At 70.9% G+C, this 14,086-nt stretch carries 13 protein-coding genes, 2 tRNA genes and 3 pseudogenes; 4 read left to right on the top strand and 14 right to left on the bottom strand.

Features of this window, described 5'->3' with window-relative positions; translation table 11 throughout:
* Both ACEQ2X_RS04455 and ACEQ2X_RS04450 read left to right on the top strand, forming a co-directional pair.
* Nucleotides 1–196: pseudogene (locus ACEQ2X_RS04455) on the top strand (VapC toxin family PIN domain ribonuclease); the annotation flags it as partial.
* 128 nt (nucleotides 197–324) lie between these two features.
* Complete coding sequence (locus ACEQ2X_RS04450) at nucleotides 325–762, top strand: hypothetical protein (RefSeq protein WP_372530541.1); 438 nt, start codon at nucleotides 325–327, stop codon at nucleotides 760–762.
* A gap of 83 nt (nucleotides 763–845) precedes the next feature.
* Here the strand turns inward: ACEQ2X_RS04450 and ACEQ2X_RS04445 are convergent, their stop codons facing one another.
* From ACEQ2X_RS04445 to ACEQ2X_RS04420, 6 genes are all read right to left on the bottom strand, one after another.
* Nucleotides 846–2,510, bottom strand: a complete 1,665-nt coding sequence (locus tag ACEQ2X_RS04445; protein ID WP_370324571.1) for an ATP-dependent RecD-like DNA helicase — start codon at nucleotides 2,508–2,510, stop codon at nucleotides 846–848.
* Nucleotides 2,507–4,363 (bottom strand): MobF family relaxase, encoded by a 1,857-nt coding sequence (mobF, locus tag ACEQ2X_RS04440; RefSeq protein ID WP_370324570.1) that lies wholly within the window; start codon nucleotides 4,361–4,363, stop codon nucleotides 2,507–2,509. Before mobF (ACEQ2X_RS04440) ends, ACEQ2X_RS04445 begins: the two co-directional genes overlap by 4 nt.
* Before the next feature lie 352 nt (nucleotides 4,364–4,715).
* Entirely contained in the window at nucleotides 4,716–5,921 is a 1,206-nt protein-coding gene (locus tag ACEQ2X_RS04435) for a tyrosine-type recombinase/integrase (RefSeq protein ID WP_370324569.1), read from the bottom strand.
* Nucleotides 5,922–5,927: 6 nt separating this feature from the next.
* On the bottom strand, nucleotides 5,928–6,164 hold the full coding sequence (locus ACEQ2X_RS04430; protein WP_370324568.1) for a helix-turn-helix domain-containing protein: 237 nt from the start codon (nucleotides 6,162–6,164) through the stop codon (nucleotides 5,928–5,930).
* 179 nt (nucleotides 6,165–6,343) lie between these two features.
* Nucleotides 6,344–6,420: transfer RNA gene (locus ACEQ2X_RS04425), tRNA-Pro, on the bottom strand.
* Nucleotides 6,421–6,458: 38 nt separating this feature from the next.
* Nucleotides 6,459–7,136, bottom strand: a complete 678-nt coding sequence (locus ACEQ2X_RS04420) for a Crp/Fnr family transcriptional regulator (protein WP_370324567.1) — start codon at nucleotides 7,134–7,136, stop codon at nucleotides 6,459–6,461.
* A 214-nt stretch (nucleotides 7,137–7,350) separates the two neighbouring features.
* Between ACEQ2X_RS04420 and ACEQ2X_RS04415 the strand changes: the two genes are divergently transcribed.
* Nucleotides 7,351–7,424: transfer RNA gene (locus ACEQ2X_RS04415), tRNA-Gly, on the top strand.
* Nucleotides 7,425–7,516: 92 nt separating this feature from the next.
* Nucleotides 7,517–8,590, top strand: coding sequence for a tyrosine-type recombinase/integrase (locus tag ACEQ2X_RS04410; RefSeq protein ID WP_370324566.1), 1,074 nt, complete (start codon nucleotides 7,517–7,519; stop codon nucleotides 8,588–8,590).
* Between the two features lie 33 nt (nucleotides 8,591–8,623).
* Here the strand turns inward: ACEQ2X_RS04410 and ACEQ2X_RS04405 are convergent, their stop codons facing one another.
* The 8 genes and pseudogenes from ACEQ2X_RS04405 to mobF (ACEQ2X_RS04370) all read right to left on the bottom strand — a co-directional run.
* On the bottom strand, nucleotides 8,624–9,166 hold the full coding sequence (locus ACEQ2X_RS04405; protein WP_372530540.1) for a hypothetical protein: 543 nt from the start codon (nucleotides 9,164–9,166) through the stop codon (nucleotides 8,624–8,626).
* A gap of 17 nt (nucleotides 9,167–9,183) precedes the next feature.
* Nucleotides 9,184–10,629, bottom strand: a complete 1,446-nt coding sequence (locus tag ACEQ2X_RS04400) for a hypothetical protein (protein WP_370324564.1) — start codon at nucleotides 10,627–10,629, stop codon at nucleotides 9,184–9,186.
* Nucleotides 10,622–11,149 (bottom strand): sigma-70 family RNA polymerase sigma factor, encoded by a 528-nt coding sequence (locus ACEQ2X_RS04395; protein WP_370324563.1) that lies wholly within the window; start codon nucleotides 11,147–11,149, stop codon nucleotides 10,622–10,624. The genes ACEQ2X_RS04400 and ACEQ2X_RS04395 overlap by 8 nt, the downstream gene beginning before the upstream one ends.
* 35 nt (nucleotides 11,150–11,184) lie before the next feature.
* Entirely contained in the window at nucleotides 11,185–11,472 is a 288-nt protein-coding gene (locus ACEQ2X_RS04390) for a DUF2442 domain-containing protein (RefSeq protein WP_370324562.1), read from the bottom strand.
* A complete protein-coding gene (locus tag ACEQ2X_RS04385) occupies nucleotides 11,447–11,752 on the bottom strand; it encodes a DUF4160 domain-containing protein (protein ID WP_370324561.1) in 306 nt (101 codons plus the stop codon). Before ACEQ2X_RS04385 ends, ACEQ2X_RS04390 begins: the two co-directional genes overlap by 26 nt.
* A 229-nt stretch (nucleotides 11,753–11,981) precedes the next feature.
* Nucleotides 11,982–12,716, bottom strand: a complete 735-nt coding sequence (locus ACEQ2X_RS04380) for a transposase (protein ID WP_370324573.1) — start codon at nucleotides 12,714–12,716, stop codon at nucleotides 11,982–11,984.
* Nucleotides 12,623–12,937: pseudogene (locus tag ACEQ2X_RS04375) on the bottom strand (AAA family ATPase); the annotation flags it as partial. The pseudogene ACEQ2X_RS04375 and the gene ACEQ2X_RS04380, both read right to left, overlap by 94 nt.
* Nucleotides 12,855–14,030, bottom strand: a pseudogene (mobF, locus tag ACEQ2X_RS04370) (MobF family relaxase); the annotation flags it as partial. The pseudogenes ACEQ2X_RS04375 and mobF (ACEQ2X_RS04370), both read right to left, overlap by 83 nt.
* Between the last annotated feature and the right edge of the window lie 56 nt (nucleotides 14,031–14,086).

The raw sequence follows: 14,086 nt of genomic DNA, 5'->3' as shown, positions 1-14,086 counted from the left end.
CATGGAGGAACGAGCTGAGCAGGTGCAGGCGCTGCTCGCCGATCGGGGCCATCACCGTGCACCGTCGATCCCGGACCTGCTGATCGCCGCGACCGCCGAGCTGACGGGTCTGACGATCCTGCACCTCCACAAGGACTTCGAGTTGATCGCCGAGATCACCGCGCAACCTGAGGAACGACTCGTCCTCAGCATGTGATCTGCGCTGCCGGAAACCCTGGCAGAGCAGCCGTTCACCTATGCCAGCACCGGGCAGACTGCCAGTCGCCAGGGGAACTGGCTCGATAGCTGAGGTGGCGCGTCAACGACCTCGTAGGTGGGGCTATCGTGGAGGAAATGAAGGCCCTGCCGCGTACGCGCATCGGTCTCGCTTGCGAGGAGCTGGGGCAGTCGGCGGTGGTGGATCGATGCATCCGGGTGTACGAAGGCCTTCTGGGCGAGGAACACTTCCTGCGAATCCTCGGCGGGGACCATGCCGCCCGGCTCATCGACGACGGGATTCCGGACCGCCAGGTCTACTGGACACGGGTGTGGGCGATGCGAGGGCTCCTGTGGTCCTGGGACGGACGTGAGCCGAGTGTCCTTCACGCGGCGGCATCGGATGATGCGTGGAGGGTTCGGGAGATGTGCGCCAAGGTCGTTGCGCGGCATCGTTGTGGCGATCTGCTCACCAGGATGGACGAGCTCAAGAGGGGGGACCCCAATGCCCGGGTTCGCCGCGAGGCCAACCGGGCTGTCGAGATCGTTGCGGCAGCCGAAGGGTGATGATGCCTTCGGCCTCGATCCGACCGCCCGCCCGGCGCATTACGTCCTCCGAGACGCCCGCCAGCATTCGAGAGCCCCAGATCTCAGAATGCTCGACCGAGACCAGGTGCGTCCCCGCCGAGGAGCGGTCCCTTACTCGTTGCGTGCTCGACCCTAGGGAGGAGGCGAAGGTGGTTGAGGGCCGTGTCCGCGTAGGCCGCATCGGTCCGTTGTGCGTCCGTGGTCGGGGGAGCGCCGAGCGGATCGGTGGAGGCGATGTTGTAGCGGTCGCGGTACGCGGCGATGGTAGTTGCCGTGTGGACCCATCGGTCGCGACCGCGCGGCGCGAACGGCCGCGAGCCGAGATGGCGGAGCCACGGTTCATGCTGGTCCATGGCGGTCTCGACGAGGTCGCGGGCTCGCCGTTCGATGAGCTGTTGACGTTCGTCGAGGGCGGTGCGCATGTCGGGGGTCATGGGGCCGGTGGCGTTGGGGATGAGTCCGGCGATCAGCTCTGGCGGCCGCTGTGGGGTGTTGGCGGCTCGGGTGCTGACGGTGGCGACGCGGTGGTGGAGGACGGCGGCGATGTCGTCGGCATCTTCGAGGGCACGGTCGTCGACAAGCCTGGGGAGGAGCTTCTCGGGTAGCAGGTGGTGGGCCTGGGCAGTGCGGAGGGCGGCTGAGAGAGCGCCGAACGCGTCAGAGGCGAGGACTTGGTCGGCCTGGCCGTCGGTGAGCCCGCAGGTTCGGACGAGCTGGGTCCACCGGTCGTGTTGGGCAGCGGCGGCGATGGTCTCGTACTCCGCGGCGAGCTGAGCGATGGAGCCCCACCGGTCCTGCTCGTCCCGCAGGGTCTCGTGGCCGGACGGTTCCGCGCCGACCCGGGCGAGCACGCCGGCGAGCACCGTCCGGCCGGTTGCGTCGCCGTCGTCCTGGTGGGGCTCGAGGTCGGAGTCGTCAGTGGCGGTGTAGGCAGTGTTCGCCCCACGTCCGCGGGTCATGGCGACGTACAGGGTCTCGCGGGTCATCGTGGGGGTGACGATGGCGTGGGCGGTGTCGACGGTCGCGCCCTGAGCGCGGTGGGCGGTGACGGCATAGCCGAGCTCCACGTGGTCGGCGACGTACTCGGCCGGAAGCTGCACGGTGCCACCGTTGCCACGCACGGTGAGGGTGCCGTCGGCGTGGATCGAGGAGACCGTCCAGCGGTCGCCGTTGCAAACCCACCGGCCGGACCCGTCGGCGAGCCGGCGGTGGTTGCGGCGGGTCAGGATCACGTCGCCGACTCCGGCGAGGGTGCGGTCGTGCAAGCGGACGACGGTGGAGGGGTCGACGTCGCCGTCGTCGACCCGGTCGGTGTGGGCGCGCTGGTTGAGGGCGGTGACGTGCTCGCGGGTGGGGGCGATGAGGAGGCTGGTCGTGCCGGCGGCGAGGTCGGCCTGCCAGGCGGTGTAGGCGGCGTCCAACATCGCGTCGGTGTCGCCGTTGTGGAGGCGACCGTTCCTCGCGTAGGTGTCAAGCACGGCGGGGTTGCCGCCACGCAGCTGCAGGGACGCTGCCTTCTCCCAATCATGGTGGAAGCGGCGGACGTCGGTGAGCTCGGCGACATCGTCTCGGTCGGTGGCGAGCAACCTGAACGCGCCGCCGGCGTCGACCGCCGCAAGCTGTGCGGGATCTCCGACGAGCAACAGCTTCGCGCCTGCCTCGGCTGTGGCAGTGGCGAGGCGGTGAAGCGTGTGGGTTCCGGCCAAGGAGGCCTCATCGACGATCACCAGCTGCCCAGCGCGGAGGCCGGTGCGGCCGGCCTTGAGTTCGTGTAGCCCCTTGGCCGTGTCTCAGTGTCGATCTCGAGGTCGGCGCCGAGGACCTCGGCTGCTGCGGCGGACGGGGCAAGCCCGAGCACGGTCCCGGCGCCGTAGAGGTGCTCCCATGCGGTGCGGAGGGTGCGCATGGTGGTGGTCTTGCCGGCACCGGCCGGGCCGACGAGGACGTCGAGCACCCGGCCGGACGTGGCCACCTGCTCGATGGCGGCGACCTGGTCGTCGTCGAGGCCGCCGGCGTGGTGGACGACAGTGACGGCGGGAACCCGAGGTGCGTGCGTCGTCCGGGACAGCTGGAGCAGTCGGTCCTCGGCGGCGAGGAGCTCGGCGGAGGTGAACACCGTCGCGTGGCGCGGCCTCAACACGCTGGTGCCGTCGTCCCGCCGCAGCTCCGCTGGGACGGCGGCGAGTTCGGGCGGGGTGAGTTGGACCGACGCGGCTTCGGCGGCGTGCACCACTGCGTTGAGGACGGTTTCGCGGTCTGCGGTGCTGGCGAAGCGGACGCCCATGAGCTGGCGGGTGGCTTCGGCGTGCAGGTTCCACCTGCGCCACGTCGACCGGCGCTCACCCACCACCTCCACGACCGTGGCGGCGATCCCTTCGAGAACCACCGGCGACAGGTCCGACGCGTGCAGCTGCTGCTGTGGCCGACCGCCCAGCACCTGGGAAGCCCATGTGTCCGGCGGGTGCTTGTGGTCGGTGGCCGTCGTGCACCACCGTTCGGTGAGCTCCGCGAGGGAGTGCAACGCCTTGTCCGGCCGCGTGGCCAACGTGGCCTGCTGCCGCAACTTGATCATCGCCCTCGCCGACGGCTGATGGCCGTGCGCGGCGACGTAGTCGGCGACCAGCTCGTCCGTCGCCGACTCGATGCCTGCGCTGCGCGAGGAGAACGCGTCGAGGAGCTCTTCTGGTACGCCTGCGATCTCCCAGCCCAGGTTGCGGTCCGCTCCGCGGTCCCGCTGGTGCCAGACGACACCGAGGGTGTCGGTGAGCCGGTCGGCCAGGACGGCGTTGTAGTGCTCAGACAGCGCCACCATCGCGGCGTGCACAGGCCGGCTGTCCAGGCTGCGCCACCTGCCGTCGAGCACGGTGCGGACCTTGTTGGCGATGACGACGTGGGTGTGGAGCTGGGGGTCGCCGGCGCGGGAGTCGTAGTGGTCGAACGCCGCGGCCACCACTCCCGTGACCGGTACGTGGGCGACCGCCCCCTCCGGACCCGAGGCGCCCATGCGGGTGACCGCCACCTCCCCCTCCACCACGTCGATGACGTCGCGGATCGCCGCATGGTGCGCCTCGACGATCACCGCCCGGGTCGCCTCGTCGGCGAGCGCCCACAACACCGACACGGACTTGGGGACGCTGAAGGTCAAGTCGAACCCCGCCACCGCCCGACGGGACCGTCGCCGGGACTCCTCAGCCTCGATCCGCTCGATCGCCGCGGTACGGGCGTCGTCGTCCAGACCGTCGTCGAGCTCGGCGACGCGGTCGGCGATCCGTTCCGCGCGTGACCGGTACTGGGGGTAGGCGCGGCCCAACGGCTCCCCGGTGAGTGGATCGCGGCCCTGGCCGAGCAGGCGTGCCACCTGCTCCTCGGTGACCACATCGCCCGCTCGCAGCTCCCCGCTGCCCAGGGCCGGCAGTCCCGAGCCGAGCCAGCGGCCCGGCGGGCAGCCCTCGACGGTGTAGTAGTCCACCAGGGTCCGTCCGGACTTGCGGACGGCGTCGCCGACGGCGACGGAGTTCAGCAGGTAGCGATAGCCGGCGCCGGCGGACATCACCCGCATCGACACCGTCACCCAGACCACCCCGAGATGTGCTCCACACCTCACAGGTGTGCGGCGGCCGCCTGGCGTCCTCGATCTGCCAGAGGTGTGTCCGGCGATGTGGTGGGGTGACGCGGCGGGGGGCCGGGGACCGTGTACGAGCTGGACAGCGCACGTCGATGAAGATTCTTCAGAGTCGCTGACACAGACGGGGTGGCTGTTCCGTCTGAACCGGCGTGGAGCGTGGAGACGCCAGGAGCGCACACCGTCGGCCGGATCCGGTCTGCGCGGGGGCCCCTACGGTGGTGCCAACTTGGCATGACCGTGCGACCTGGCGAAACGCGGCCAAGCTGAGGTGGCCGCACGGCACCCGGCGGCCTTGACTCCGCGAGGGTTACGAGGGTTCTGCGCCGGGGTTCTGCCCGTCCGTGCCGAAGGCGTGGTCGAGCAGGTCCGCGGTGACGGGGTTGACCATCTCGCTGCGGCGGATGTAGTGGCGGATGGTGATCTTCGGGTCGGTGTGACCGAGCAGCTCCGCGGCCAGGTCGACGCTGGCCTGGGCGTGGACGGCGGTCGCGACGCTGCGGCGCAGCATGTGCGGGGTCACCCCCTCGATGCCGGCCAGGTCCATCGCGGCGCGCAACTGTCGACGGACGTTGTTGGGCATCAACGGCGTGCCGACCCGGCTCGAGAACAACAGCGCGTCGAGCGACCGGTCCTCCATCGCGGTGAGCCGTCGACGGACGGCCTCGGCGGTGAAGGACGGCAAGGCGACCACCCGGCGTGACCGTGCGGTCTTGGGGTGGTCCTGGCGGATGACCGGCAGGTTGCGCCGGTCCACCAGCGTGCCGGCGATCCGGATGGTCGGCGGGGCGCTGGTCACGTCCACGTCCCGGCGGCGGATGGCCAGCACCTCCCCGATCCGCGCTGAGGTGCCGAGCATCACCTCCACCATCAGGCCGAGCTGCCCGTCGGGGCGGGGGCCGCTGGCGGACTGGCCCTCCTCCCAGAAGCGGATGGCAGCCCGGACCGCGTTGACCTCCGCCGGTGTGAGCGCGGTGGGCGTGGACGGCGGGCGGCGCAGCTGGGCGACGTTGTCCATCGGGTTGCGCGGCAGGACCTCGTGGCGCACGGCCAGGCTGAACGCCAGCCGCATGACCACACGTGCCTGCCGCGCCCGGTTGTAGCTGCGCTTCGCCAGGTGCTTCAGGAAGGCGTCACAGCGCGCGACGCCGATCTCCCGCAGCGCCAGCGGGGCGAAGACGGGAAGGACCAGGTTGCGCATGTTGCGCTCGTACGACTGACGCGTGCTGACCGCGAGCCGGCCTTCCAGGTCGAGGTCGTCGAGCCAGTAGTCGACCAGCTCCTCGAAGGAGCTGTCCGCGGTGAGCGTCGTGAACTGCGGCTGCACCGCCGAGCGCTCGGCGAGCTTGGCCTTCAACGCCCGCTCCGCCGCCGTCCGGCTGTCCGCGGATGCCTGCACGGTACGCAGCGTCCCATCCCAGTCGCGGTAGCGGGTCCGGGCTTCGACCAGTCCGCTGGGGCGGGTGCGGGTGCTGATCGCCCCGAAGGTGCCGATCGGGGTGCGCGGCCTACCCACGACCGGTCACCCCTGCCGGCGTGCCGGCGGTGATGGGTCCGGGTCGGCCAGGCCGTCCATCCACGCACGGACGTCGGCGGTGGCGAAGCGGAGCCGCTTGCCGACGCGGTAGGCGCGCGGTCCGCGGCCGGTCACCCGCCAGTCGTAGATCGTCTGTCGAGGGACGCCGAGGTAGGCGGCCAGCTCCTCGACGCTGAGCAGCGCCTCGAGACCCGGGGGAACGGTGCGATCGGTGGTGTCCATGCCCGACAGGTGTGTCGTGCGTCCCCAGCCACCGACAGGGGTCTACGCCGGGCAGTAGGCACCCGAAGACGGGGCGAGGAACCCCAATCGAGTGCCGGAGTAAATGGTGGGTACCTGCTGGTTCGATCAAATCGCACCTGCCGTGGGATCACGGAATCCCCAGCAGTTCTGCGACTTCCTGGTCGGGACGGCCGGATTCGAACCGGCGACCCCCGCCACCCAAAGGCGGTGCGCTACCAGGCTGCGCCACGTCCCGAGGGTCCACACAGTACGCCACCTCGGGACGGCCGGCTCTCACGCGCTCGCGGCCAGGTCTCCACCGTCGGTGTCGTCCCCCGCGAGCTCGGCGATGCGGGGCAGGTCGAGGATCTCCACGGACCCGTACCGCGATCGCACCAGCCCGTCGCGGCGGAGGTGACCGAGCACCCGGCTGACCGACTGGCGGCGGGCGCCGAGCAGGTGCGCGATGGTCTGGTGCGGCATCGGCACGATCCACGCCCCGTCCTGGCGGACGCGGTGGTCCATCAGGACCGTCGCGATCTGTGACGCGAGGTCCTTGGTCAGCAGGGTCACGAGCCGACGCTGGGACTCCTGGATCCTCTGGGCCATCGACGTCGTCCACCGCAGCGACAGCGACGCGGAGTCCGACAGGAGCGTGAGGAACTGGTCGCGTCCCAGGGTGAGGAGGGTCGAGTCGACGTCGGCGTAGGCGTCGAAGGGCATGTCCTGCTGGGTGAGCAGCGGGACGTCACCGACGACCCCACCCGCACCGACGATGCCGATCGTCTGCCTTCCGACCGGGGGGTTCCGCATGGCGAGGTGGACGCGGCCCTCGCGGACGATGTGCACCGCGGTCGGCGGTGCGCCGGCGTTCAACAGGACGGTGCCGGCCTCGACGCGCTGGGGGGTGCACGCGTTCTCCAGGGCGACGACGTCGGCGCCGGTCAGCGGAGACAGGTCGGTGCGGGCCATGGACCTCGCGATCCACATGGCGTGCCTTCGGCTGAAGTCCTCCATCTGCACGATCCAGCTGCCTACGACGGGTGGTAGGGGGCCCTGTGACTGCGGCGGATCCCGTCGCACCGCTGACCTTTCCCGGCCAAATATGGCACTAATCCATACTAACGGTGACGGGTGACCACGCCCTGCGTCGGCCGCCACGCCCGCGCTAGACTCCCGGCCGCCCGCGGGTGTAGTTCAGTGGTAGAACCCCAGCCTTCCAAGCTGATGACGCCGGTTCGATTCCGGTCACCCGCTCCAGACAGAACCGCAGGTCACACGGGGGCACCATCCGGCAACTGGCCTCCGGTCGATGACAGGTGCGCGTCAGGGATCGTGCGACCAACCGCCTGGTGAGCCTCGGGACGTTCCCGACCAAGGCTGATGCCAACGTCGCGCTCGTCTCGGCAGCCGCCGACGCACAACGGGGTGCGTTCGTCCCACCCGACCGCGGACGCGTCGAGCTCCGCACCTACGCCAACGAGTGGCTCGAGCACCACCCAACCCTCTCCACGGGCACCCGCGACCTGTACCGCTTCGTCCTCGACAAGCACGTCCTCCCCCACCTCGGTGACGCCCACCTCGGCGACATCGAGCCGGCCACCGTCGAGCAGTGGTTCGCGACCTTGGGACGGACCACAACCACCTTGCAGCGCGCGAAGGCCTACCGACTGCTGCGCACGATCCTCAACCACGCGGTGAAGAACTCCCGGGTCATCCGCAACCCGTGCATGATCGATGGCGGCGGCAAGGAGAGCTCGCCCGAACGCCCCGTGGCCACGATCCCCCAGGTGTTCGCGCTCGCGGCGCAGTTCCGCGAACGGTTGACCGCCATCGTGCCGGTCACCGCTTTCGGCGCGCTGCGCGTCGGCGAGGCTGCAGGACTGCAACGCGCCGACATCGACCCGCTCGGCAACCGCATCCACATCCGCCGGAAGGTGAAGCGCGCCCACGATCGGCGTCTCCTCGTCGAGGACCCGAAGTCCGACAGCAAGCGCACGGTCACCCTCCCCCCGCAGGTGATGGGGCTCCTCGAAGCGCACCTCGACGCCTGGACGGACACGGCTCCCGACGCGTGGGTGTTCACGAGGCCGCACGGGACGCCGGTGGATCACATGTACATCGGGCGCCTCTGGCGGAAGGCTCGCAGCGCGGTCGCCGACGATGATCCGACGTTGCGGGCGAAGCTGCACTTCCACGACCTCCGCGGGACCGGCGCCACGCTGGCCGCCAGCCAAGGCGCCTCCTTGAAGGAGGTCATGGCACGGCTCGGGCACTCGACCACAGTCGCCGCGTTGCGCTACCAGCACGCGACGGCGGATCGCGACGCGACGATCGCCCACCTGCTCGGGCAGGCCATAGATCAAGCAGCCGGCGCGACCGTCACCGACCTTGGGGCCGCCTCCCAACGGTCGGGGAAGAGGTGACGGAGCCCGGCGCCGTATCTGCGGATGTTGGGCCTAGGTGACCGTCGGGGTGCAGGTGAGTTCCGCGACAAGCGACTCAGCGGCTCGGATGAGGGGCGCGGCGTCTTCGGGCCGGCCATCGAAGTCCGACATCGAGTAGTGGGTGTCGCCGCAGTCGAAGCGGACCTGGGGCTGCTCGTCGAGGGTGACGGCCGCCTGGCCGTCGCCCACCTCCACGACGTCGGATCCGGATTCGGCCGCACCGCCGTCGAACGCCGGCGGTCCCGCGGTGATGCCGACCGCCACCCCCTCCCAGATCATCCCCGTCGTCGCCCCGGATCCGCCGTGGGACGGCTCGCCACAGCACGGCTCGACGCCCAGCGCGGTGACGGCCTCGCGGAGACGCGCCTCCCGGATCGACTCCGACCGCGGGATGACCGTCCCCTCGTCGGTGGTGATCTGCCGGGTCACGCGGTGCGGCATCGGTTCACACCCGATCGCCTCCGGCAGCTGGGCGACCCACGCCAGCTCGCTCCCGCCGGCCTCTGGTCCGGTCGTGGTGATGACCCCGGTCTCGCGGCAGGTGGACGACACCATCCCGGACTCCGGCAGGATCACGCCCTCACCGCCGGCGAGCTCGACGCCTGGATCACGTCGTCTGCGACGGTCGTCGAGACCTCCTCCTCGGGGCCTGGCGTCGTCACCTCCGCAGGCGGTGGTGCGGCCGGCATCGGCGGCGCGCCCTCAGGCAGCCCGACGGTCGCACAGCCCGGGTGTGCACGGATGCGCTCGGCGAGGTCGACTGCCAGGTCGACGCCCGGCTCGGTGAACGCGAACACCGCGTGGGTGATGGTGCAGACGGTGAACGCACCGCCCACCGGTGTCGTGGTCGACCCCGTCGGCCACGCGTCGCCGGTGCCGACGAACGTCCCCACGGTCCGCGGCAGGTCCTCCATGGCGGACTGGGGCAGCCCGACCTGACCCATGCCGCCCGATCGGATGACGAGGGTCTGCCCGTCCACGACCACCTCCGCGGCGGCGACCGTGGCGTCGGCTGCCGGGGTCGCGACCGGCTCCACACCGAGGTCCGACAGGAGCGAGACCAGGTCGAACGTCGGACCAAGGCCTTCGGGCGGGGAGGGGGTGCAGTCGATGCTGTCCAGGAACGCCTCCCACCGGGGGAGCTCCTCCTGCCCCATGCGGGCCTGGACCGTCGCCATGCCGCACGTGGCGGCGACCACCCCCCGTGCCGGGTCCCAGGCGACGCGTCCACCGGCCAGCGGGAGGAACTCCGGCGCGACCAGGTCCGTCGGGACCCACGAGTGGAAGTCGGCGGTGAACCGCAGCGGCTCGTCCCCGCCGTCCTCGACCGCCCAGGCCACCGATCCCTCGGCTGCCCGGAAGGTGCCGATGCCGCCGTCGCTCACGCCCGGCCGATCCGCCATCGGCACCAGCGGGACGGTTGCACAGCACGCGGTCATCCCGGCCCGGTCGATCGCTCGGGCGAGACCGACGAGGCCGATCCCACCATCCAGCTGCACGTCGGGGGTCTTCGTCGGTGGCTCGGGCTCACAGCCGTTCGAAGACGTCAGCTGGGTCGCCGCCTCGGCGAGTGCGGCGACGGGCAGCGCGGGCGGCGTCGGGGGGTCGTACACCTCCCGCAGCCGCACCGCCTCTCCCCCGCCGCAGGTGAACCACAAGCTCACCCGCCCGTCGACGTCGGTGCTCGCCCCCACCGCCGTGATCGTGTCACCCGGCTCCACGTACCCCACGAGATCACCCGGTTCCGCCCCCACCGTCACCTCGACCTGCGCACCCGCGAAGGTGACCGACGAGGGCCATCCGGCGGAGGGGACGGTGTCGACGAACGCCGTCCGGTCCGTCGTGATGGTCGTGCCGATCCCGACTGCGACGAGGAGGACCACGGCGGCCGCCACTCCCACGACGGTTCGCCGGTGGCGTCGCTCGACGGCGCGAACGCGGTCTCGGACGTCCGCGGCGTCGAAGGTCGGCTCCCCGGACGGCACCGCATCGTGCAGCAGCTCGCGCAGATCAGGCATCGGACTCCTCCTCGGTGACGTCCAGACCCGCCCGTCGGAGGTTGGCGATCGCCTGGGCGGTCAGGGCCTTCACCGTCCCCGCAGCGCACCCCATCACCTCCGCGGCATCGACCACTGACAGGTCGGCGAAGTAGCGGGCCACCACGGCCTCGCGCTGGCGAGCCGGCAAGGCGGCGACCGCACGACGAACCGCCACGGCCGACGCGGTGTCCGGTGGATCGCTCGTCGTCGATGCGTCAGCCGACACCAGCCGGTAGGCCCGGCGTTCCGCGAGTCGTCGACGCAGCCACGAGCGCGAAAGGTTCGTCGCGCAGCGCAACGCGAAGGCACGTGGATGATCGATCGTCGCCCAGCGCTGCCAGGTCCGCACCAAGGCCTCCTGGGCGAGCTCCTCGGCCACACGCCAGTCGTGGCCCAGCAGCACCAACGCCCCGACGAGCTGCCCACGGACATCCGCGCAGAACGTCGCGGGGTCCGGCCAGGCCGGCGCGTCGGTGGTGTCGTGGACGGGGATGTCCATTCACCGTACGTAGACGCACGATCCGCCTGCGGGGTTTAGGTCGTCGAGTGATGGCGATGGGGGACGGCTGGGCGGCCCTTCTCATGCAGCATGCGCGGCGAGATGTCCGCGCCGTTGGGCCACACGATCGTCCCGGCGTCGGGGTCGACCCTAACGGCCTTGAACAGCTCGTAGTCGGCGACGAGCGGCGCGAAGGCCTCTCCCCACAGGACGGGTTCGAGGTCGATGACCTTGACCTCGTCGTCGGCGAACGTCACCTCGATGATGTAGCGCGACAGCACGCGGACGGCGACGACGTCAACGATCGGATGTAGGTCCGTCATCCTCAGCCTCCTTCATCTCTTCGAGGGTACCGGGGAACCGGTGGGCGGCGGTCTCGAAGAAGGCGCGGACCGCCAGGTCTCGGTGCTCGCCCAACAGGTCGATCACCGCCGCCATCACCCGTGCCGGGGGCCGACCTGAGGACGCGAGGACCTCCATGGAGTCGAGGGCCACGGTGCAGGACCATCCGGCGCCGCGGACCGCGACGTGGGGCCGCTGGTGGGTCTCGTTGAAGTAGAAGTCCAGCGACGCGCCTTCGATCGCGTGCCAGCGCGGGCTCATGGCGATCCCGAGGTCGTCTTTACGCAATCGTTGCATCCGGGCGTGACACGGATCTGCGGTCACCGCGGAGCTCGAACCTCTCTGTGTCAACGGGCACTTCTGCGTTGCTGTCTGAGGGCGCGGGGGTGTGCCCGTTGGCCGGGGTTCCGGTCGGGTAGTCGGGGGTGTAGGGTTCGGGGTGGTTCGGGGCGTGACTCGACTCAAGAGCCGGCTACGGAGTGGGATCCGGTCACGCGGACTTCGGTCTCGTCTTCACCTGTCCGCCCCGGACCGCCTGGTCGGCCAGGAGCCGTCGGTACACGACGGTGGCGAGTTGGCGCTTGAGCTTGCGGAGCGCCTCGAGCTTGCCGTTGCCCTCCGCGATCTTGCGCAGGTAGTAGACGCGGCCGGGGCTTGCGTTGCGGGCCTGGCAGGTCGCGGCGACGTGCAGGACCTTGTTCATCTGCCGATCACCCCGCCGGGACAGCCGATGGCGCACCACATCGCCGGAGGAGGCCTCCAACGGTGCGGTGCCGCAGAAGGCCGCGAAGTGCCCGGCGGTCGGGAAGCGGGAGACGTCACCAACGATGGAGATGATCGTCGCCGCCCCGATGTCGGCGATGCCGTAGATGGAGGTGAGCGTGGTGCCGTGTGCAGCGACGACCGCGATCAGTCGGTCCTCAGCTGGGGGGATGCGCCCGTTGAGCCAGCGCCAGTCGGCAAGCATCTCTCTGACCATGTCCCTTCGCTGAGCGTCGACGACGCTGACCGGCCGGACCCGACGTAGCAGCGTCGCCGTCTTGTCGGCGGCGTCGACGGCTGCGAGCTGGGCGGGTCCCCGACGAGCAGCAGCTTCGCGCCGGCACCGGCTGCGGCGGTGGCGATGCGGTGCAGGGTGTGGGTTCCGGCGAGGGAGGCTTCGTCGACGATGGCCAGCTGGCCGGCACGGAGCGCGACACGGCCAGCCGCGAGTTCGTGAAGCCACTTCGCCGTGGTGTCGGTGTCGATGTCGAGGTCGGCACCGAGCACCTCGGCTGCCGCGGCGGATGGCGCGAGCCCCGACGACCGTGCCGGTGCCGTGGAGGTGCTCCCACGCGCTCCGAAGGGTGCGCATGGTGGTGGTCTTGCCGGCACCGGCCGGGCCGACCAGCACGTCCACCACCCGGCCCGACGTAGCCACCTTGGCGATCGCGGCGACCTGATCATCGCCCAGCCCGTCCGCGTGATGGGCGACAGTGACGGCGGGAACCCGAGGTGCGCGCGTCGTGCGGGACAGCTGGAGCAGGCGGTCCTCGGCGGCAAGGAGCTCAGCGGAGGTGAACACCGTCGCGTGGCGCGGCCGCAGCACACTGGTGCCGTCCTCCCGCCGCAACTCCGCCGGCACAGGCGCAAGGTCAGGCGGGGTCAGCTGGACCGACGCGGTCTCGGCGGCGTGCACCACTGCAGTGAGGACGGCCTCGCGGTCGGCGGTGCTGGCGAAGCGGACGCCCATGAGCTGGCGGGTCGCTTCGGCGTGCAGGTTCCACCGTCGCCACGTCGACCGACGCTCACCCACCACCTCCACGACCGTCGTGGCAATCCCCGCCACAGTCGCCGGCGACAGGTCCGACGCGTGCAACCGCTGCCGCGCACGTCCAACGAGCGCCGCGTCAACCCATGCGTCCAGTCGAGTTCCCTGCGCCCGCGCGGTCGCGTGCCAGCGGCCTGTCAGATCGGCGAGGGAGTGCAACGCCTTGTCCGGCCGCGTGGCCAACGTGGCCTGCTGCCGCAACTTGATCACCGCCCTCGCCGACGGCTGATGGCCATGGGCGGCGACGTAGCCGGCGACCAGCTCGTCCGTCGCCGCCTCGATCCCCGCGCTGCGCGAGGAGAAGGCGTCGAGGAGCTCTTCGGGCACGCCGGCGATCTCCCAGCCCGGGTTGCGGTCTGTCCCGCGGTCACGCGGGCTCCAGACGACGCCGAGGGTGTCGGTGAGCCGGTCGACCAGGATGGCGTTGTAGTGCTCCGACAGCGCCACCACCGCGGCGTGCACTGCCCGGCTGTCCAGGCTGCGCCACCTGCCGTCCAGCACCGTCTTGACCTTGTTCGCGATGACGACATGGGTGTGCAGCTGGGGGTCGCCGGCGCGGGAGTCGTAGTGGTCGAACGCCGCCGCCACCACCCCCTCCACCGGCACGTGGGCGACCGCCCCGTCCGGCCCCCTCGCGCCCATGCGGGTGACCGCCACCGCCCGCTCCACCAAGCCGATCACGTCACGGATCGCCGCGTGGTGCGCCTCGACGATCACCCCGCGGGTCACCTCGTCCGTGAGCGCCCACAACACCGACACCGACTTGGGGACGCTGAACGTCAAGT

The sequence above is a fragment of the Euzebya sp. genome, assembly GCF_964222135.1.
In the GTDB taxonomy this organism is placed as follows: Bacteria; Actinomycetota; Nitriliruptoria; order Euzebyales; family Euzebyaceae; genus Euzebya.
This window is presented reverse-complemented; position numbering and strand designations above follow the sequence as displayed.

Coding starts and splice junctions, on each gene's coding strand:
- ACEQ2X_RS04420 (WP_370324567.1), bottom strand. CDS start 7,136: ATGGCCCGCACCGACCTGTCTCCGCTGACCGGCGCCGACGTCGTCGCC.
- ACEQ2X_RS04390 (WP_370324562.1), bottom strand. CDS start 11,472: ATGACGGACCTACATCCGATCGTTGACGTCGTCGCCGTCCGCGTGCTG.
- ACEQ2X_RS04405 (WP_372530540.1), bottom strand. CDS start 9,166: ATGGTGTCGTCCACCTGCCGCGAGACCGGGGTCATCACCACGACCGGA.
- ACEQ2X_RS04400 (WP_370324564.1), bottom strand. CDS start 10,629: ATGCCTGATCTGCGCGAGCTGCTGCACGATGCGGTGCCGTCCGGGGAG.
- ACEQ2X_RS04395 (WP_370324563.1), bottom strand. CDS start 11,149: ATGGACATCCCCGTCCACGACACCACCGACGCGCCGGCCTGGCCGGAC.
- ACEQ2X_RS04430 (WP_370324568.1), bottom strand. CDS start 6,164: ATGGACACCACCGATCGCACCGTTCCCCCGGGTCTCGAGGCGCTGCTC.
- ACEQ2X_RS04385 (WP_370324561.1), bottom strand. CDS start 11,752: ATGAGCCCGCGCTGGCACGCGATCGAAGGCGCGTCGCTGGACTTCTAC.